At 72.4% G+C, this 19077-nt stretch carries 21 protein-coding genes and 1 pseudogene; 13 read left to right on the top strand and 9 right to left on the bottom strand.

What is annotated here, in order from left to right:
- The first annotated feature begins 175 nt into the window (after nucleotides 1–175).
- The 6 genes from ABZX11_RS10160 (at nucleotide 176) to ABZX11_RS10135 (ending at nucleotide 7547) form a co-directional block, all read left to right on the top strand.
- Complete coding sequence (locus ABZX11_RS10160) at nucleotides 176–628, top strand: (2Fe-2S)-binding protein (RefSeq protein WP_091309052.1); 453 nt, start codon at nucleotides 176–178, stop codon at nucleotides 626–628.
- A complete protein-coding gene (locus tag ABZX11_RS10155) occupies nucleotides 615–1577 on the top strand; it encodes a xanthine dehydrogenase family protein subunit M (protein ID WP_354911642.1) in 963 nt (320 codons plus the stop codon). Before ABZX11_RS10160 ends, ABZX11_RS10155 begins: the two co-directional genes overlap by 14 nt.
- Nucleotides 1574–3748 (top strand): xanthine dehydrogenase family protein molybdopterin-binding subunit, encoded by a 2175-nt coding sequence (locus ABZX11_RS10150; protein WP_354911640.1) that lies wholly within the window; start codon nucleotides 1574–1576, stop codon nucleotides 3746–3748. Before ABZX11_RS10155 ends, ABZX11_RS10150 begins: the two co-directional genes overlap by 4 nt.
- A gap of 194 nt (nucleotides 3749–3942) precedes the next feature.
- A complete protein-coding gene (locus ABZX11_RS10145) occupies nucleotides 3943–5373 on the top strand; it encodes a carboxylesterase family protein (protein ID WP_354911637.1) in 1431 nt (476 codons plus the stop codon).
- 269 nt (nucleotides 5374–5642) lie between these two features.
- Entirely contained in the window at nucleotides 5643–6920 is a 1278-nt protein-coding gene (locus ABZX11_RS10140; protein WP_176176468.1) for an ATP-binding protein, read from the top strand.
- 201 nt (nucleotides 6921–7121) lie between these two features.
- Nucleotides 7122–7547, top strand: coding sequence for a DUF2269 family protein (locus tag ABZX11_RS10135; RefSeq protein WP_176176467.1), 426 nt, complete (start codon nucleotides 7122–7124; stop codon nucleotides 7545–7547).
- Here the strand turns inward: ABZX11_RS10135 and ABZX11_RS10130 are convergent.
- A complete protein-coding gene (locus ABZX11_RS10130) occupies nucleotides 7544–8233 on the bottom strand; it encodes a GNAT family N-acetyltransferase (RefSeq protein WP_354911634.1) in 690 nt (229 codons plus the stop codon). The genes ABZX11_RS10135 and ABZX11_RS10130 overlap by 4 nt on opposite strands.
- Nucleotides 8234–8299: 66 nt before the next feature.
- Between ABZX11_RS10130 and ABZX11_RS10125 the strand changes: the two genes are divergently transcribed.
- Nucleotides 8300–8929, top strand: coding sequence for a hypothetical protein (locus ABZX11_RS10125; RefSeq protein ID WP_354911632.1), 630 nt, complete (start codon nucleotides 8300–8302; stop codon nucleotides 8927–8929).
- Here the strand turns inward: ABZX11_RS10125 and ABZX11_RS10120 are convergent.
- The 4 genes from ABZX11_RS10120 to ABZX11_RS10105 form a co-directional block, all read right to left on the bottom strand.
- Nucleotides 8848–9477, bottom strand: coding sequence for a hypothetical protein (locus ABZX11_RS10120; protein ID WP_354911629.1), 630 nt, complete (start codon nucleotides 9475–9477; stop codon nucleotides 8848–8850). The two genes, ABZX11_RS10125 and ABZX11_RS10120, sit on opposite strands and share 82 nt — an antisense overlap.
- An 83-nt stretch (nucleotides 9478–9560) precedes the next feature.
- Nucleotides 9561–9968, bottom strand: coding sequence for a VOC family protein (locus tag ABZX11_RS10115; RefSeq protein WP_176176464.1), 408 nt, complete (start codon nucleotides 9966–9968; stop codon nucleotides 9561–9563).
- Nucleotides 9969–10049: 81 nt separating this feature from the next.
- Nucleotides 10050–10604: a hypothetical protein gene (locus tag ABZX11_RS10110; protein WP_176176463.1), complete on the bottom strand. Its 555-nt coding sequence runs from the start codon at nucleotides 10602–10604 to the stop codon at nucleotides 10050–10052.
- Between the two features lie 222 nt (nucleotides 10605–10826).
- Entirely contained in the window at nucleotides 10827–11816 is a 990-nt protein-coding gene (locus ABZX11_RS10105) for an NAD(P)-dependent alcohol dehydrogenase (protein ID WP_354911626.1), read from the bottom strand.
- Nucleotides 11817–11897: 81 nt separating this feature from the next.
- Here ABZX11_RS10105 and ABZX11_RS10100 point away from each other — a divergent pair, with 81 nt between their 5' ends.
- The 5 genes from ABZX11_RS10100 to ABZX11_RS10080 all read left to right on the top strand — a co-directional run bounded on the left by ABZX11_RS10100 (nucleotide 11898) and on the right by ABZX11_RS10080 (nucleotide 16468).
- Nucleotides 11898–12221, top strand: coding sequence for a helix-turn-helix domain-containing protein (locus tag ABZX11_RS10100; RefSeq protein WP_354911624.1), 324 nt, complete (start codon nucleotides 11898–11900; stop codon nucleotides 12219–12221).
- Between the two features lie 71 nt (nucleotides 12222–12292).
- Entirely contained in the window at nucleotides 12293–12733 is a 441-nt protein-coding gene (locus ABZX11_RS10095) for a MarR family transcriptional regulator (RefSeq protein ID WP_354911621.1), read from the top strand.
- Nucleotides 12730–13536, top strand: a complete 807-nt coding sequence (locus ABZX11_RS10090) for an ATP-binding cassette domain-containing protein (RefSeq protein WP_354911619.1) — start codon at nucleotides 12730–12732, stop codon at nucleotides 13534–13536. Before ABZX11_RS10095 ends, ABZX11_RS10090 begins: the two co-directional genes overlap by 4 nt.
- A complete protein-coding gene (locus ABZX11_RS10085) occupies nucleotides 13496–14317 on the top strand; it encodes an ABC transporter permease (RefSeq protein ID WP_354911616.1) in 822 nt (273 codons plus the stop codon). The genes ABZX11_RS10090 and ABZX11_RS10085 overlap by 41 nt, the downstream gene beginning before the upstream one ends.
- Before the next feature lie 36 nt (nucleotides 14318–14353).
- Entirely contained in the window at nucleotides 14354–16468 is a 2115-nt protein-coding gene (locus ABZX11_RS10080) for a transglycosylase domain-containing protein (protein WP_354911613.1), read from the top strand.
- A gap of 1 nt (nucleotide 16469) precedes the next feature.
- On the opposite strand, the pseudogene ABZX11_RS10075 reads toward ABZX11_RS10080, so the two are convergent.
- A pseudogene (locus ABZX11_RS10075) lies at nucleotides 16470–16747 on the bottom strand (IS481 family transposase); the annotation flags it as partial.
- A 46-nt stretch (nucleotides 16748–16793) separates the two neighbouring features.
- Entirely contained in the window at nucleotides 16794–17219 is a 426-nt protein-coding gene (locus ABZX11_RS10070; RefSeq protein ID WP_176176456.1) for a nitroreductase/quinone reductase family protein, read from the bottom strand.
- Between the two features lie 156 nt (nucleotides 17220–17375).
- Between ABZX11_RS10070 and ABZX11_RS10065 the strand changes: the two genes are divergently transcribed.
- Nucleotides 17376–17801 carry a zinc-ribbon domain-containing protein gene (locus tag ABZX11_RS10065; protein WP_354911610.1) on the top strand — a complete coding sequence of 142 codons (426 nt, stop codon included), beginning with the start codon at nucleotides 17376–17378 and terminating at the stop codon, nucleotides 17799–17801.
- A 310-nt stretch (nucleotides 17802–18111) separates the two neighbouring features.
- Here ABZX11_RS10065 and ABZX11_RS10060 read toward each other — a convergent pair whose 3' ends face one another.
- Nucleotides 18112–18402: a hypothetical protein gene (locus ABZX11_RS10060; RefSeq protein ID WP_176176454.1), complete on the bottom strand. Its 291-nt coding sequence runs from the start codon at nucleotides 18400–18402 to the stop codon at nucleotides 18112–18114.
- A gap of 169 nt (nucleotides 18403–18571) precedes the next feature.
- Nucleotides 18572–19006, bottom strand: a complete 435-nt coding sequence (locus ABZX11_RS10055) for a single-stranded DNA-binding protein (RefSeq protein WP_354911607.1) — start codon at nucleotides 19004–19006, stop codon at nucleotides 18572–18574.
- Nucleotides 19007–19077 lie beyond the last annotated feature (71 nt).

Raw genomic sequence — 19077 nt, 5'->3', positions numbered from 1 at the left:
GCCGTCCCGCTGAATCTAGCCCAGACCTGGAGCTGCTCCAGGACGACAGGCTCGTTGCCAAGCGGATTGTAATCCGCTAGCCTCGCGACCGAGTGAAGCGGATGACTATCCGCTCCCGCCTTCACCGCCCCACCACACCGTCGGGCAACCCGCCCGGCTCCGCGGAAAGAGACCAGTGGACATCTCACTCGAAGTCAACGGCACCACCGAACACCTGGACGTCGATCCCGGCGTCACGCTCCTGGACGCGCTGCGCGAGCGCCTCGCCGTCACGGGCCCGAAGAAGGGCTGCGACCGCGGGCAGTGCGGCGCCTGCACGGTGCACGTCGGCGGCAAGCCCGTGCTCTCGTGCCTCACCCTGGCCGCCACCGTCAAGCAGCCGGTGACGACCGTCGAAGGACTGTCCACAGAGGACGGGCTGCACCCGGTGCAGCAGGCGTTCGTCGACCAGGACGCCCTGCAGTGCGGGTTCTGCACCGCCGGGCAGATCATGTCGGCGGTCGCCGCCGTCGAGCAGGACGTCGAGGACGTGCGGGAGTTCATGTCCGGCAACCTCTGCCGGTGCGCGGCCTACCCGAACATCGTCAAGGCCGTCGAGCAGGCGAGGCGGGCCGATGCGTCCCTTTGAGCTGACCGCACCCACCACCGTCGAAGCGGCGGTCGCCACGCCCGGCACCTACCTGGCCGGCGGGACGACCCTGGTCGACCTGATGAAGCTCGACGTCCTGACGCCGGAGCACGTCCTCGACATCAACGCCGTGCCGTTGCGCGGCATCGACACCACCGACGGCCTGCGCTTCGGCGCGCTCGAGCGGATGGGCGCGATCGCCGCGCACCCCGGCGTCTACCCGGCGATCTCGCGCGCCCTGCTGCTGAGCGCGTCCCAGCAGCTGCGGAACATGGCCAGCATCGGCGGGAACCTGCTGCAGCGCACGCGCTGCTCGTACTTCCGCGACGTCGCCATGCCGTGCAACAAGCGCGTCCCCGGCAGCGGCTGCTCCGCGCTCACCGGCGCCAACCGGATGCACGCGATCCTCGGCACGAGCGAGGCGTGCGTGGCCACGCACGCCAGTGACGTCGCCGTCGCCCTGGTCGCGCTCGACGCCCGGCTGCGGCTGGCGGACGCGTCCGGCACCCGCGAGGTCGCGTTGGCCGACTTCTACGAGCTGCCCGGCGACACCCCCGCCGTCGAGAACGACCTGCGCCCCGGCGAACTGATCACCGAGGTGGTCGTGCCGCGGCTGGACTGGGCCGCGAACTCGACCTACGTCAAGGTGCGCGACCGGCAGTCCTACGAGTTCGCGCTGTGCTCGGCCGCCGTCGCGCTGGACGTCCGGGACGGGGTCGTCGCCGACGCCCGGGTCGCGGCCGGCGGCGTCGGGACGGTGCCGTGGCGGCTGCCGTCCGTCGAGGCGGCCCTGCGTGGCGCCCCGGCGACCGAGGCGAGCTTCGAAGCGGCCGCCGCGGCGGCCGTCGACGGCGCGCAACCGTTGTCCGACAACGCGTTCAAGGTGCCGCTGCTGCAGCGCACCATCGTCCGGGCGCTGCTCGAACTGACCGAGGGGAGCTCCCGATGATCACCCGGCTCGACGCGCCGCTGAAGGTCACCGGCGGCGCCAAGTACGGCGCCGACCACACCTTCCCCGGCATGGTCTACGGCTACACCGTGCTCAGCACGATCGCCAACGGCGAGATCGAAGCCGTGGACGCCACCGCGGCGAAGAGCGCGCCCGGCGTGCTCGAGGTGTACACCCCGTTCGACCCGCTGCCCCTGAACACCCCGAGCCTGCCGGTGTTCGGCGAGACGTGGGTTCCGTTGCAGGACAAGGAAGTCTCCTACTACGGCCAGCCGATCGGCTTCGTCGTCGCGGAGACGTTCGAGCAGGCCAGGGACGCCGCGGCCCTCGTCAAGGTCGCTTACCGCGAGCGGCCCGCCCGCACCTCGCTCACCGAGTTCCTCGACGAGGCCGAGATGGCGCCGCCGACGTTCAACGGCGCTCCCCCGGAAATCGAAGTGCTCGAAGACGGCGTCGAATCCATCGATGCCGCGCTGGCCGCGAGCCCGGTGGTCCTCGAGGCGACCTACTCGACCGCGACGCAGAACCACGCCGCGATGGAGCCGCACTCCGCGGTCGCGGTGTGGGACGACGGCGAGCTGACCGTCTACAGCGGCAACCAGGCTTCCGACATGCAGGCGACCGAACTGGCCGTCGCGCTCGGCGTGCCGCGGGAGGCCGTCCACGCGCTCAACCCGTTCGTCGGCGGCGCGTTCGGCGGCAAGGGACGGACGTCCACGCCGGCGTTCCTGGCCGCGGCGGCCGCCCGTGCACTGGGCCGCCCGGTGAAGGCCGCGCTGACCCGCGAACAGGTCTTCACCGCCACCGCCGGCCGGGCCTCGACGATCCAGAAGCTCGCGATCGGTGCCGAGCCGGACGGCACCCTGGTCGCCCTGCGGCACGATTCGTGGTGCCACACCGACACCGCGCGGTCGTTCGTCGAACCGACGTCGCACGGCACCTCGCGCGAGTGGTACGCCACGAAGAACCTGTCGATCACGCAGCGGATGGTGCCGCTGAACGTCCCGCCGACCACGTTCATGCGGGCCCCCGGCGAGGCACCCGGCTCGTTCGCGCTGGAGAGCGCGATCGACGAGCTCGCCGAAAAGCTCGGCATGGACCCGATCGAGCTGCGCGTGCGCAACAACTCGACCGCTCCGCCCGGCCACGACCTGCAGTGGTCGAGCAAGCACCTCGACGAGTGCTTCCGGATCGGCGCCGACCGGTTCGGCTGGGCGCACCGCCCGGCGGGCACGCGCACCGACGGCGACTGGCTCGTCGGCCAGGGTGTCGCCACCGCGGTGTTCCCGGCCCTGCGGTTCCCGGCCACCGTCGGGATCACGCTGCGGGCGGACGACACCGCCGACGTCGCCACGAGCGGCGCGGACCCGGGCACCGGCCTGCTGACCGTGCTCTCCCTGGTGGGCGCCGAATCGCTGGACATCCCGGCGGACCGGATCACCCCGCGCCTCGGCGACTCCGCCCTCCCGCCCGGCGGGATGTCCGGTGGTTCGACGGCGACGGCGAGCGCGGGCACGGCGATCATGCTCGCCGCCACCAAGGCGATCGACGAGCTGACGGCGCTCGCCGCCGAGCCCGGCGCGCCGTTCGCCGGGCGCCAGGTCACCTACGCCGACGGCCGCGTCTTCGCCGACGGCGAGTCGATGACGTTCGGTGAGCTGCTGCGCGCGGTGGGCCGCGAAACGCTCGAGGTGACCGGGACGTCGGCCCCCGGCGAGGAGATGACCAAGCACTCCTTCGCCTCGTGGGGCGCCCAGTTCTGCGAGGTCCGGGTGCACAAGTGGACGCGCGAAGCACGGGTGTCCCGGATGCTCGGGGTCTTCGACGCGGGCCGGATCATCAACGACAAGGCGGCCCGCAGCCAGATCATGGGCGGCATGATCTGGGGTGTCTCGGCCGCGCTGCACGAGGGCCTGGAGATCGAGGCGAACGGACGGCTCGCCAACGGCGACTTCGCGAGCTACCTGCTGCCGGTCAACGCCGACATCCCGGAGGTGGGCGTCCACTTCGTCGAATACCCGGACACCCTGCACAACGCGGTGGGCGCGCGGGGCCTCGGCGAAATCGGCACCGTCGGCATGGCGGCGGCGGTGGCCAACGCCGTCTACAACGCCACCGGCATCCGGGTGCGGCACATCCCGATCACCATCGAGGACCTCCTCGAAGGCTGACGGTGTGGGCAGGGCGTCCCCAGCGCCCTGCCCACACCGCACCGGGAATGCGCGGCGGCGTCCTTTCGGCCGAACGGACCCGCCGCCGTTATCCATCCGCGACAACCCCGGAGGCGGAACGCCCATGACGGCGGCCCGTCCGCGGTCCTAGGCTGACGGGCAATTCCCCCGACAGTCCACGAAGGGACCCGCGCATGACCGACCCCGTCGTCCCCACCACGTCCGGCGCGGTCCGCGGTCAGGTCACCCCCGCCGGCGTGGTGCTCTTCCGCGGCATCCCGTACGCGGCCGCGCCCGAAGGCGAGCTGCGCTTCGCCGAACCCGTCCCCGCACCACCGTGGGAGGGCGTCCGCGACACGCGGAGACCGGGGCCGACGGCGCCGCAACGCCGTCACGACGTACCCGGCCTCGACCTGACCCCGCTCACCGGCACCGGCTGGCGCCCGGGACCGGAGTACCTGACGGTCGACGTCTGGACCCCGCAGCCGGGCGCCGCTTCCCTGCCGGTGCTGGTGTTCGTGCACGGCGGCGCGTTCCTCGGCGGCGCCGCGTCGGCCGCGGTCCACGACGGCACGGCGTTCGCCCGCGCCGGCGCGGTCGTGGTGACCGTCCAGTACCGCCTCGGCATCGACGGCTTCCTCCCCGTGGACGGCGGGGCGACCAACCTCGGCCTGCGCGACCAGCTCGCGGCTCTGCACTGGGTGCGGGAGAACATCACGGCGTTCGGCGGCGACCCGGCCAACGTCACCCTCTTCGGCGCCGCGTCGGGCGCGGTCAGCGTCGCGTGCCTGCTCGGCTCGCCCCTCTCGACCGGGCTCTTCCGCCGCGCGATCGTCCAAAGCGGACACCCGGACATGGTCCGCGACGGCGTGCAGGCCCGGCGCCTGGCCAAGGTCGTCGCCGACGAGCTGAAGGTGGAGCCGACGGCGGAGGCGTTCCGCAAGGTGTCGACCGAGCAGCTGCTCGACGCCCAGGACGCGGTGCTGCGCCCGGGCGGCGCCCCCGACCTGCGCGACGCACTGGGCTACGACCGCGGCTACGGGCTCAGCCCCTTCCTCCCGGTCATCGGCGACGACGTCCTGCCGCACCACCCGGCCAAGGCGATCAAGGCGGGCGCGGGCCGCGATGTCGACCTGATCGTGGGCAGCTGCAGCGAAGAGATGCGGCTCTACCTGGTGCCGACGGGCGCGCTGGAGGCGGTCACGGACGACCAGGCGGTGGCCTCCCTGGCGGTGTCCCACCCGGACCCCGCGGGAGTGCTCTACGCGTACGGCCTGGGCTCGGGGCGCACGGCGGGCGAGATCCTGGTGGAGGCCCTGACGGACCTGGTCTTCCGCGACGGCGTGCGCGACCTGGCCGCCAACCACACCGGCCGGACGTTCCGCTACGAGTTCGAATGGGGCTCGCCGCTGCTCGAGGGCAGGCTGGGAGCGTGCCACGGGCTGGAGCTGCCGTTCGTGTTCGGAGCGCTGGACGCGCTCTCGGGGCCGAGGGGCCTGCTCGGCGAGAACCCGCCGATCGAGCTGGCGGCCGAGCTGAACGGCGCCTGGCACCGCTTCGCGACGACGGGCTCGCCGGGCTGGGCAGAGTACACGGGCGAGGACACGATGTTCCACGCGTACTGAGGCAGCTGCCCGCGCACCACACCCGCCGACCGGGACCGTCCACCTGCGCCACGCCGTTCGCCGTCGACGAGTCCGAGAGCGACGCTGCGTTCGGCGACGCGGCCACCGCACCCCTCGACGCCCATCGCTCCTCTCGCCCGCCGTCGGATCACGAATCGGTCGAGGCGCTTTGCTCCAGCGGGCTGGCTCCGGGCCGGGACGGTTGACTATTCCCCCGCCGCGCTGCCAGGCTCAGGCCGCCCGGACGGCCGGATGAATGGGGACCACCGATGCCCGAGGCGGGCTCTGCCGCACCGCCACGCGCCTTCGTCCGCGATCTGCTGCGCAGCGGCACACCCGCGGAACCCACCGAGCCCGTGCCCGACAGCAGTGACCTCACCGCCGTCGGGGACGCGACGCTGGCCCGTGCCTCCCGCTACTGGGTCGCCGTGCCGCTGGCCTACCGGGCCGCCGCGTTCGTCAAGGTCTTCATCGGGTTCACCGCCGCGAACGGTGTGCTCGGGCTCGGCCCGGTGCTCGGCGCCACCGTCTTCGCCGTCGCGGCCAACGTCGCCGCCGTCGTCTGGGTGCTACGGTCGGGTGGCCTGCGGGCCCGGTTCACCGGGCGCGCGCTCGGGCTGGACCTGTCCCTCGGCGTGGTCCTCAACCTCGTGGTCGCCATGACCGCGCCGGCCGCGATCCAGCCGTTCGCCGTCGACGTGTCCTGGACCTGGCTGGTCGGCTCGGTCGCCATGTGGGCGGGCACGTCCGGGCTGCCTGCCGCGCTGTGGCTGTTCGCCGCGGCCGTTCCGTTCCGGGCCCTGCTCACCGTGGCCGGTGGGCTGCCGCTGGACAACCAGCTCGCCGTGACGCGGTCGATCGGCTGCATGGTGGCGCTCGCGGTCGCGATCGTGCTCGCCGTCGCGATCCTCATCATGCTCGGCGTCGGCACGCGGTTCGCGGTGGACATCGGGCTGCGCCGCGGGCGCGAGGCCGAGCGCCGCCGGACCCGGCGCATCATGCACGACAGCGTCCTGCAGACCCTCGAAGCGCTGGCCATCTCCGCACCGGGCGACGACGCCGAGGCCGTCACGCGGCTGGCGGAGCTGCGTTCGGTCGCCAAGGCCGAGGCGGCCGAGCTGCGCCGCCGGATCACCGAGCCGGTGCCGACCGGGCCGACGCGCGGGTTCGCGGTCGAACTCGCCGACGTCGCCACCGAACTCGCCCGCGACGGCCTGCGCACCCAGCTCGTCGCCGCCGACTTCGCCGACGACCACAAGGTGTCGCAGGACCGGCGCACCGCGTTGTGCGAAGCGGTCCGGGAAGCGTTGCGCAACACGGTGAAGCACTCGGGGACGAAGCAGGTCGTGCTGCGCGTGGAGGAACGCGACGGCGGGATCGCCGTGGTGGCCCGCGACCAGGGCCAGGGTTTCGACGTCCGCGACCGGCCGCCGGGCTTCGGCATCAGCCAGTCCATCGTGGCCCGGCTGGCCGAGGTCGGCGGGCACGGCACGGTGGACTCGCAGCCGGGCCGCGGCACCCGCGTCACGATGTGGGTGCCGGGCTAGACCGCGCGGGCGGCGTGGCCGCAGCGCGGGCAGGGCATCGCCACGGCCGGGGCCGCTCGGTCCGGCGGGGCTGACGTACGCGGGCGAGGCGACGCACGGGCGGGTCCCCGGCCGAGTCAGGGCCACCCGGTGGCCGGATCCAGGCGATTCGTGGCGATCCAGCCACTCCTCCGGCCCGGCGAAGATCGCTAGCTTCGGTGCGTGTCGAAAATCCTGCTTTCGGTCCACGTCCTGGCGGCGATCCTCGCCGTGGGCCCGGTCGCGGTCGCGGCCAGCATGTTCCCCGCCGCGGTCCGCCGGGACGACGTCAAGGCGGCCACCCTGCTGCACCGGATCTGCCGCGTGTACGCCTACGCGGCCATCGCCGTCCCGGTGTTCGGGTTCGGCGTCGCGGGCACGATGCACGTCATGGGCGACCCGTGGCTGCTCGTCTCGATCGGCCTGACCGCGGTCGCGGCCGCGGTGCTCGCACTGCTGATCCTGCCGCGCCAGCGGCGGCTGCTGGCCGCGGAGTCCACAACGGACACCCTCGGCCGGCTGGCCATGCTGACCGGCGTGTTCAACCTGCTCTGGGCCGTGGTGACGGTGCTGATGATCGTCCGGCCCGGGTCGTCGACGGGTGCCTAGGCCGCGACCGCGAGCGGCACGCGCACCGCCACGAAGTCGGGCCGGTGCCGCAGCGCGAACCCCAGCGACAGGTAGAGGCGGATCGCCGAGGTGTTGCTCGCCGCCGCGTGCATCATCGGGATCTCGCCGCGCTCGCGGATGCCCGCCGCCACCGCGAGCACCAACCGGGTCGCGAGACCCTGCCCGCGGAACGCCGGGTCCGTGCAGACCGCGCTGATCTCGGTGTAGCCGGGCGGGTGCAGCCGCTCCCCGGCCATCGCGACGAGGGCGCCGCCGCGCCGGATGCCGAGGTAGGTGCCGAGCTCGACGGTCCGCGTGCGGAACGGTCCCGGCCGCGTCCGCTCGACGAGGTCCAGCATCTCCGGCACGTCCGCCGCGCCGAGCCGCACGGCCTCCGGGTCGGGCGCGGCCGCGACCCCTTCGTCGACCAGCTGCACGCCGGGGATCTCGTCGAGCACCTCCCAGCCGGACGGCGGCCGGGCCGCGGACGCGGCGAGCACGACGGTCGCGCCCGGCCCGGCGAGCCCGGCGACGTCCCGCCAGTCCTGCTCGTCCGGGTCGTCGGGCAGGGCCAGGAACGGCGCGACGTCCTCGGGGTAGCGCACCACGCGCCCCTGCCGTTCCGCGAAGCGGGCGTGCGGGCCGGTCAGCGACGCCCAGGTCGGGTTGTCCAGCGGAGAGACCATGGCTCCAGCATGCGGACGCGGGCCGGGTGGCCGCCGCCGCTCCCACATGCTGGGTAGGGTGCGCACGTGGGTTCCCAGGTCCCGGTGTGGATTCCGATCGTCGTCGCACTCCTCGGCCTCGCCGGGGTGATCCTGACCCAGGTCCTTTCGGGCCGGCGGGAGACCCGCCGGATGACCGAGGAGGCCGCTCGCGAGGAGCGCCGGTGGCAGCGCGAACGCGAGGCCCGGACCCACGAGACCCGTGCCGAGGCCTACGCCCGGCTGATGGGTGCGCTGGAGGCGTTCGACGGCGTGCTGTTCCAGGCCCGCGCCCTCCGCGAAGCGGGCAAGCAGCTCGACGAACACCAGCTCGCCGAGGTGCGCGAGGTGCGCAGCGAGGCCCAGCACGCGCTCGGGCCCGTCGTGCTGCACGCACCGGAGGCGGTCCGGCAGCTGGTCAGCGCCGCCACGCTGCCCCGGATGCGGCTGGCCGCGATGCTGCTGGACCCGGACGACGAGGGCACCAGGATGCGGCCGGCCTGGGACGCCGGCCAGCGCGGCTACCGCGTCATGCGCGCCCGGATGCGGGCCGACCTCGGGTTCGACGCGGAGCCGGTCGAGGAGCTGTCCGGCGGTCAGCCGACCGTGGTCAGCTCCTCGTCGGAGAGCACGTCGGACCCGGCGGACACGACCAGCCTGCCGCCGTCGACCTTGTAGCTGTACTCGCCGTTCACCGCGACGAAGCCGTCACCCTGGGCCTGGGCCGGCAGCATGATGTGGGTCTGGTCGGAGGCCGCCTGGCCGCGGGCCTGGCCGTCGTAGAAGATCCGGCCGTCGGGGGTCCGGCAGATCGTGACGAGCGACTTCGCGGTCTGCCCCACGAGCAGCGCCGTCCCGGTGCCGCCGGGCAGGTACCGCGCCGCGTCGGCCGGGCACGGCTTGCCGTCCGAGGTCGACGTGGTGGTGGCCGGGGTGGCGGGCGGGGTGACGCCGTTCGCGGTGGTGACCACGGTCTTGGTGGTCGGCAGTGCGGGTGTCGTGTACTCCGGGAACGGCCCCGACGCGGCCGGCGAGGGCCGCGAGCGCCCGGCGTACAGCAGGACCCCGCCCACCGCGACGGCAGCGACCACCATCAGGGTCAGCAGCACCCACAGCGCCCGCGCGCGAGCCCGGCCCGGCGCCAGGCCCGCGCAGGTGCGGCAGCGCCGGGCGGCGGGGTCGTTGACCGCGCCGCACTGCGCACACGTCCAGGGAAAACCCGCCATCGGGCCTCCTTCGGCCCGGCGCGTCACGCCACGCCGGCTCCCCCATCGTCACCGACGAGGCCACCGGCTGCAACGGCTCGGGGCTAGCCCTGCACGACGTTGACCATCCACGGGATGCCGAACCGGTCGACGCAGGCACCGAATTCGTCGCCCCACATCTGCTTTTCGAACGGAACCGTCACGGTGCCGCCTTCGCTCAGCTTGTCCCAGTAGCCGCGGAGGTCGTCGGCGTCGTCCCCGCTGAGGCTCACCGAAATGTTCGTGCCCGGGTTGTGCTCCATGCCGGCCGGGGTGTCCGACGCCATCAGCGTGAAGCCGTTTTCGGCCTCGAGCTGCGCGTGCATGACCTTGTTCGCGTCCGCTCCTTCGGGTGATCCGAATTCCCCGAACGTGTTCAGGGTGAGCGTGCCGCCGAAGACACCCTTGTAGAACTCCATGGCCTGCCGCGCGTCGTCGCGGAAGCTCAGGTACGGGTTGAGGCGAGAAGCCACGGCCATCTCCTTCGATCGGACGAGAGCAGCATCCTCGCAGAACGGTCCGCCTGCGCCAATCGAAGGATTTTCAGGGCCGCGTCAGAGCACGAACCGCCGCTGCGCGACCGGTTCCAGCGGCAACGCGCCGTGCAACGCGGCCCGGGCCCGCAGCTCCAGCGCCCTGTCCAGCTGCCGCGCCCCGGGTGCCGCGGGGTGGAAGGTGCCGCGGTCGAACAGGTACACCAGCGCCAGCTTGCCCTCGCGGCGCCCGCCCGGCTCGCCGAACTCGACGGTCGCGAACCGCAGCGAGCCGCCGTACCCCGCCCTGGCCAGCCGGTCCGCGACGTCCACCAGGTCGCCGGTCAGCACGCGCAGGTCGCGGTTGCGCCGCCAGCACCGGACCGTGGAACGGCCGTGCAGGTCCTGCGTCACCAGCGGGTGCACCGGTAGCCGTGCCGACGTCGCGGCGATCAGCTCCGCTTCGGTGCGGGCCAGCGCGTCCCCGGTCACCTTGAAGTCGACGGTGCCGCCGCCGGTGGGCGCCAGGCCGAGCGCGGCGCGCACCCGCGGGGCGGCCGCGGCGAGGGAGTAGAGGGACTGCAGGTGCGGGCGGGAGGTCCAGCACCGGACGAGCTTGCTGTCCAGCAGGGTCACGACGAACGTTCCTATCCTCATTTCGGAGGCCGCCGGACCGGGCGCACTGGCAATGTCCACTGTGGACGTCAGGCGCGGGGACGCGGGGCCGGAGAGGACAGCATGCTCCCGCGGCGCGGGTTCCGGACCGCAACTCCCGCCGCGGCGCGGCGAACGGCAGCGGCCCGCCGCCGAACGGTCACACCCGGTCAGGTTGCGCCGATCAGCGGTATTCCTCTCGCCTCAGCCGACAGCGATCACGACCTTGCCGAAGTTCTCCCGGCTCTCGAAGCGCCGGAAGGCCGCCTCGGCGTCCTCGAAGGAGTGAACGCCGTCGATGACCGGCTCGATCGGCCACACGTCGAGCCACCGGAGCAGGTCTTCGGTGTCCTCGCGGCTGCCGACCCAGATCTTCCGCAGGGTCGCGCCGCTGCGGAACAGGTCCATGAAGTCGACCGCGGGCCCGCTCCGGCCGACGAACCCGACGAGCGCGATCTCGGCGTGGTGCGTCCCGGCGGCGACCACCGACTGCGCGAACGTGCCGGGCCCGCCCACCTCGACGATCCGGTCCGCACCCCGCCCACCCGTGGTGTCGAGCACCGCCTGGCCCCAGTCCGGCACCGCGGCGTAGTCGATCACCGTGTCCGCGCCGAGTCCGGTCAGCTTCGCCGCCTTGTCCGCGCTCGACGTCGTCGAGACGACCCGGGCTCCCCGCGCCTTCGCCAGCTGCACGGCGAACAGCGAGACACCGCCGGTGCCGAGGGTCAGCACGACGTCACCCGGGCGCACGCCGTCGAGCGACGTCCACGCGGTGACGGCAGCACACGGCAGCGTGGCACCCTGCTCGAAGCTCAGCGAATCCGGCAGTGCGACGAGCGCGTGCTCCGGGACGGCCCGGTACTCGGCGAGCCAGCCGTCCCGGCCGTTGCCGTAGCCCACCGCGGTGTCGGGCATCCGGCCGGCGATCCAGTCCGGGTGGAAGGTGTTGATCACCCGGTCCCCCGCGCCGAAGCGCGTGACGCCCTCGCCGACGGCCGCGACCTCACCCGCGGCGTCCGAGACCGGGATCAGGGCCCCGCTTCCGGGGGCGAAGTGGTCGCCGTTCAGGATCAGCAGATCGCGGTAGTTCAGCGACACCGCCCGCACCCGGACGAGCACCTCGCCGGGCCGCGGCTCGGGCATCGGCTCTTCCTGCTGGACCAGGCGGCCGGATCGAGGACGGTAAGCGCGCACCACAGCTCCTCATGTTAACGAGATGACTAACATCGACCATGACACAGCGGCGTACGCCCGGGCAACCGGGATACTCGGGACATGGCCAGCCGCACCGCGACCCCCTTGGAGCACCCGGCGCTCGAAGACGTCTCCTTCGCCGCAGCCCTGGAGGCCCTGCGCGACCCGTACCGGCTGGCCATGGTCGCCGCGCTCGCCAGGAAACCCGGCCAGTCCTGCGGCGCGCTCATGCCACCGGTCAGCAAACCCGCCGCCTCCCGGCACTTCAAGATCCTCCGCGCCGCCGGCCTGCTCCGGCAGTGGGACAGCGGCACGCAACGGCTGAACGCCCTGCGCCGCGAAGAGTTCGACGCCCGCTTCCCCGGCCTGCTCGACCTGGCCCTCGCCGAAGCGGCTCGCGGCTGATTCTTCACTTTCGTCATCAACCGGACATTTAGCGTTGCTAATAGTTCTGGGTCAGAGCTACCTTCGGAAGCATGACCGAACTCGCCGACCGGCTGCTGGGTGCCGTCCTGGGGGTACGCCGGGTGGTGCGCCGCCGGATCCGGGCCGACGTACCGGGCGCCCCGCTGCCCGGCGCCCAGGTCGAGCTGCTGCGGGTCGTGGCCGATCACCCCGGCATCGGGGTCGCCGCCGCCGCTCGTGAGCTGCACCTGGCGAACAACTCCGTCAGCACGCTGGTCAACCAGCTCGCCGAAGCGGGCTTGGTGCGCCGCGAAGCCGATCCCGCCGACCGGCGCGCGGTCCGGCTGGAGATCACCGCCGCGGCCGCCGACCGGATGACGGCCTGGCGCCGCGCCCGCACCGGGCTCGTCGCCGACGCCCTCACCCGGCTGTCCGAAGAGGACACCGCAGCGATCGAGCAGGCGTTGCCCGCCCTCGAAAAACTCATGGGCATCCTGAAGGAGCAGCCATGACCGAACCCGCGGCGGTGCGCTGCACCGGCCTGAGCCACTCGTTCGGCGCGACCCGCGCGGTGGACGGCGTAGACCTGGAAATCCACCCCGGCGAGGTGTTCGGCCTGCTCGGCCCGAACGGCGCCGGCAAGACCACGACGTTGCGGATGATCACCACCCTGCTGCCGGCCGGCCCCGACCGCATCGCCGTCTTCGGCGTCGACGTCGCCCGCCGCCGGATGGCCGTGCGGCGGCTCATCGGGTACGTCCCGCAGCAGCTGTCCGCCGACGGCGCGCTGACCGGCCGCGAGAACGTCGCGCTGTTCGCGCGGCTGTTCGACGTGCCCCGCCGCGGCCGGGCCGAGCAGGTGCGGCTGGCCCTGGAACTCGTCGGGCTGGCCGACGACGCCGATCGCACGGCCAAGACCTACTCCGGGGGCATGATCCGCCGGCTCGAGCTCGCCCAGGCGTTGGTCAGCTCGCCCCGGCTGCTCATCCTCGACGAGCCGACGATCGGGCTCGACCCGGTCGCGCGGTCGTCGGTGTGGGACCGGATCGGCTCGATCCGCGAAGCGACCGGCATGACCGTGCTCGTCACCACCCACTACATGGACGAGGCCGAGCAGTACTGCGACCGCGTCGCCCTGATGCACAGCGGCCGCATCCGCGCGCTCGGCACGCCGGCCGAACTGGAGGCCGGCCTCGGCCCCGAGTCCACTTTGGACGACGTGTTCCGGTCGGTCACCGGGAACCGCCTCGACCACGAAGAAGGAGGGATCCGCGGTGTCCGTGCCACTCGCCGTACCGCCCGCCGCCTCGGCTGATCCGGGCCCGCTGGGCCGGCTGCGCGTACTGGGCGCCCGCGTCGGCGCGATGTGCCTGGTGGAGCTGCAGAAACTGCGCCGCGACCAGACCGAGCTGCTCACCCGGGCGATCCAGCCCGCGCTGTGGCTGCTGATCTTCGGCGAGACGTTCACCCGGCTGCGCGCGATCCCGACCGGCTCGACGCCGTACCTCGACTTCCTGGCGCCGGGCATCCTCGCCCAGTCGGCCCTGTTCATCGCGATCTTCTACGGCATCCAGATCATCTGGGAGCGCGACGCGGGCGTGCTCGCCAAGCTCCTGGTCACCCCCACCCCGCGCGCCGCGCTCGTCGCCGGAAAGGCCTTCGCGGCCGGGGTCCGCGCGCTCGTCCAGGCGCTGATGGTGCTGGTACTGGCCGCGGTCCTCGGCGTCGGGCTGACCGTGAACCCGCTGAAGCTGCTCGCGATGGCCGCCGTCCTCGTGCTCGGTTCGGCGTTCTTCTGCTGCCTGTCCATCGTGATCGCCGGGATCGTGCTGTCGCGGGAACGGCTGATGGGGATCGGGCAGGCGATCACCATGCCGCTGTTCTTCGGCTCGAACGCGCTGTACCCGGTGGACCTGATGCCGTCGTGGCTGAAGGTGCTCAGCCACGTCAACCCGCTGAGCTACCAGGTCGACGCGCTGCGCGGCCTGCTCATCGGGACACCCGCCCACCTCGGGACCGACTTCGCCGTGCTGGTGGTGGCGACGGCGGTGGCCGTTGCGGTCGCTTCGGCCCTGCTCGGCAGGTTGGCCCGGTGAGGCACATGTCTCACCGAACGGAACCTTTATCGCGCGATGCCTAATCTCGAATTCGTGAAACGTCGCCGGGGCGTGGTCCCTTTTACCGGTTTGTGTCTGCTCGCCGGGATTCTGGTGGCCGGGACGGTCGCGCCCGCCGCCATCGGGGCCGGCCTGTTGTCGAATCAGGTGAGCGATTCGGTGGACGCCATTTCCGCCCAGCTCGCCGCCGCCGATCCGCCGCTGGTGACCACGGTCACCGACCGCGACGGCACGCCGATCGCGACGCTCTACGCGCAGTACCGCCTGCCCGTCACCGCGGCCGGGATCGCGACCACGATGAAGGCCGCCATCATCGCCGTCGAGGATCGCCGGTTCTACACCGAAGGCGGCGTCGACATGCAGGGAATGCTGCGCGCGGCGGTCAACGACAGCACCGGCGGGGCACTGCAGGGCGCCTCGACGATCACGCAGCAGGAGGTCAAGAACTACCTGATCAACGTGGTCGACCGGAACGACCCGGCGGCCCAGCAGGCCGATCGCGAGGACTCGCTCGCCCGCAAGCTGCGCGAGGCGAAAATGGCCGTGCAGCTCAACGCGACCATGAGCAAGGACGACATTCTGGCGAACTACCTCAACGTGGTCGAATTCAGCGGAACCGTGTACGGGGTCGGCGCGGCCGCGAAGGCGTATTTCGGGACGACGCCGGACAAATTGACCGTTCCGCAGGCCGCGCTGCTCGCCGGAATGGTGAACAACCCCAGCGTCTACAACCCGTACACCCACCCGGACAAGGCGCTGCAGCGCCGCAACCTCGTCATCGACGACATGGTCACCAACGGCTCCATCCCGGCCTCCTACGCGGCGACGGCGAAGGCGACCCCGCTCGGGGTCCTGCCGAACGGCCCGGTCACGCCGTCCGGGACCTGCATGGGTGCGACCCCCGACGCGGGCTTCTTCTGCGCCTACGCCGAAAGCTACCTGGTGCACGCCGGGTTCACCGCCGACCGGCTGGCCACCGGCGGGTACACGATCAAGACCACCCTCGACCCGCGCGTCTCGCAGGTGACCAAGGACGCCGTCGACGCGAACGTGCCGACCACCCAGGACGGCGTGGCCAACACCTTCGCCGTCGTCCAGCCGGGCCAGGACGGGCACCAGGTGCTCGCCATGGTCGCGAACCGCAACTACGGCACCGATCCGGCGCGGGGCGAGACGTCGACCGACATCGTCGCCGACGCGAGCAACGAGTTCGGCGCGGGCTCGTCGTTCAAGATCTTCACCTCGGCCGCGGCGCTCGTCACCGGCAAGGCCGGCCTCGACACCCCGCTGCCCAACCCGGACAGCCAGTGCTTCCCGGCGCCGGACGCGCACGGATCGTGCTACACCGTCCACAACGACGGCCACTACGCCGACCCGATCACCCTCGCCGACGGGCTGGCGACGTCGCCGAACGTCGCGTTCGTCGGGCTGGAGAGCCAGGTCGGGATGCCCGCCGTGCTCGACATGGCGGCCAAGCTCGGGCTGCGCACCACCCTCGCGACCAACGACGCCGGCCGCACGCCGGATCCGAAGTCGGGCAACCCGCAGTTCAGCCAGCCGCAGTCGCAGTACTTCCGGAACCTGCTGTCGTTCACCCTCGGCAACAGCCCGGTCAGCCCGCTGGAGATGGCCAACGTGTCGGCGACGCTGATGAGCGGCGGCGTGTGGTGCCCGCCGAACCCGATCCTGTCGGTGACCGACCGGAACGGCAACGCCGTGCCGGTCGCGCAGCAGGCGTGCGAACGGGTGCTCCCCCAGGGCGTGGCGGACACCCTGGAAGCGGGGCTGAGCAAGGACACCACGAGCGGCACGTCCGCCGAGGCGGCCCGCGCGGCCGGCTGGAGCAGGCCCGACATCGGCAAGACGGGCACGACCCAGCTCAGCGAATCCGTGGCCTTCGTCGGTGGTGTCGACGACTACGCGGTGTCGTCCATGGTGTTCGCCGACGGGCCGCACCCGCGCGAGATCTGCCCGGGCACCCCGGTGCACCTCGGCGACTGCGGCCACGGCGCGTTCGGCGGCACGGTCGCCGCGCCGCCGTACTTCCACGCCATGAGCCAGCTGCTTGCGGGGGTGCCCGACAAGCCGATCCCCGCCGCCGACCCGGCCTACCTGACGGCGCGGTCGTGACCTAGCTGTGGTGTCCAGGGAGGTTGGTCAGTCGGGTGACTGGCGGTTTGCCGCCGGTTGAGCTGTGGGGTCGGTGATGGTTGGAGAAGTGGAGCCAGCCGGTAGCGCGGCCCGCCGCGAGGTTTCCGATGGGTAGAGGGCGCGTTCGATGGTGACGCCGCGGGCGGCGAACCAGGCCACGGCCCGGCGCAGCACGGCGGCGGCGGTTTCGTCGGTGTGGATTTCGGCGTAGGCGATGCGGGAGTGGTCGTCGATGACGGTGTGGACGAACGCGGTGCCCGCCACCGGTCACCTCACCTCGGGACAACGTCCCCGGACATCACACCTAGCGCGGTTCGAGGAAGACGAGCGGGATCTCGCGCTCGGTCTTCGTCTGGTACTGCGCGTAGTTCTTGAAGTCGGCGGTGATCTTCGGCCACAGCCGCGCCCGCTCTTCGGCGTCGGCGATCCGGGCCCGCATCGGCTGCTTCGGCCCGCCCTTGAGCGAGACCTCGACCTCGGGGTTGTCACGCAGGTTGAGGAACCACGCCGGGTGCGTGTCGTCGCCGCCGCGCGAGGCCACGACGACCCATGTGTCGCCCTCCTGGTGGGGCGAGGTCAGCAGCACCGACCGTGGCTGCCCGCTCTTGCGGCCGGTGGTGGTGAGCTCCAGGACGGGCATGGCGACCTGCCAGCCCACCCGCCCGCCGGTCAGCTTGATCAGGCCGCGGTGGACGGCGTTCATCGTCTTCAGGGCGAAGTCGCTCGGCATGATCCCAATCTAGTCCCGTGACCACCGGTGGCGCGGTACGGGCCGGATGTCCGGTTCGCCGGGTATTGGCCGGACAGGATCGCCGAAACCGCCCCGCCGGGCGGCGGCCGTGTGCGAGGCTGCGCGGCGAACGAAGAACCGGAAGAGAGAAGACCGATGCTGATCTGGGGCTGGCGTACCCGCATCTACGTGCTGGCGATGACGACGTTCCTGTGCGGCCGGTGCGGCAATCCTGCGTCGCACGCGGTGCGCAAGGCCGTCACGAAGTTCACGCTGTTCTTCATCCCGCTGTTCCCGATCAGCGTCAAGTACACGGCGCAGTGCACGTTCTGCGGGATCGAGAACCGCATCCCGAAGGAGGACGCGCTGCGGCTGCAAGCCCAGGAGGAGCAGGGTCAGGCGCAGGCCGCGACGGGGTACCCGCCGCACCCTTCGCAGCCGCAGGGGTTTCCGCAGCAGGGGTATCCGGTGCACCCGTCCCAGGCGCAGGGGATGCCGCAGCAGGGCAGTTCCCGGCGCCGGGCCAGCAGGGGCAGTTCCCGCAGCAGGGGCAGTAGGCAGACCGCCGCTGGCTCGTTTTAAGGCCGGGTCGGCCTTCCGGCCGAGCCGGACTGCGGCGGCCTTCGGGCACTGTGTGGCGGCCTCGCCGGACCAGGCACCGCCCGGCCGCCGCATCGCTCGCGCCGCCGCCAAGCCGGACCGGCTTTCGGCCACGACATCTTTCGCGGGTGCGCGGGCCAAAGCAAGCGCCCCTGAGCCGCCGCGCCTCTCATGCCGCCCGGCAGGATGGGCTTTCGGTCACCCGGCCGGCCGGAAGGCAGCCGAGTGGCGACCCCGGTTCCTTTTCTCTCAAGGCTTCTCTGTGGAGTTGTCAAACATCCCGGTCGCCGGGTCAGGCGGCCGATTTGTGCTCGGGGGTGATGAGCGCCCAGCCTTCGGGGGTCAGGATCGCCGGGACCAGCTCGCCCGGGCGGCCGGGGCGGGTCGCGCGGACCAGGCCCTGGTGGGCCAGTGCGTGGGCCGCGAACTGGTCGCCGCAGGAGAGGCCGTCGATGAACAGGTCCGGCTCGCTGCTGCACGACACCCGGGCGCGGCCCGCGCCGACCGCTCGGAGCATCGCCCGCATCCGGTGGTTGACCACGGGGTGCGCCGCCGGTGAGCCGGTCTTCTCGTTCCCGTTCATGTCGGTCCCTCCCGCTCGTGGTTCGGCCTCTGTCCCTGCGTCGAATCGAACGGTGCGATTTCGACAGCAGGTCCGGCCGGAGCGTCACCCTCATCGTCGCCGCAGGCGATCCAGCACGGGTCGAGGCCCCGTCGACCGGCGTTCGGAGGCCGGCCGCGAACGGATGGGCTCAGAAGGGCGGGTCGCCCACCGCCACCGGTTCCGGGGTCCAGGAACTGCTCCCCTCGACGCCCGTCGCGCGGCTGGCCTTGGTCACCTTGGCCGTCGCGTACCGCAGGGCCGGCCCGATCTCCTCGACCCCCAGCTCCACCACAGTGCGGCGCTCGCCCTCCTTCGTGTCGTACGACCGCTGTCTCAGCCGGCCCTGGACGATCACGCGGCTGCCGCGCACCAGCGACTCGGCGACGTTTTCCGCGTACTCCCGCCACAGGCTGCAGCGCAGGAACAGCGGGTCGCCGTCGCGCCAGGCGCCGGACTCGCGGTCGAACAGGCGTGGCGTGCTCGCGACCGTGAAGTTCGCGACCGCCGAGCCGGCCGGGGTGAAGCGCAGCTCGGGGTCGCCGGTGAGGTTGCCGACCACCGTGACCGTCGTTTCGCCTGCCATCGGTCTCTCCTTGTCCTCCGGGTGCGGGGTGCACCGCTCTTGCCGACGAGGAGAGCACGGGGGTCCGACAA

Source organism: Amycolatopsis sp. NPDC004169 (assembly GCF_040610315.1).
Classification (GTDB): Bacteria; Actinomycetota; Actinomycetes; order Mycobacteriales; family Pseudonocardiaceae; genus Amycolatopsis.
This window is presented reverse-complemented; position numbering and strand designations above follow the sequence as displayed.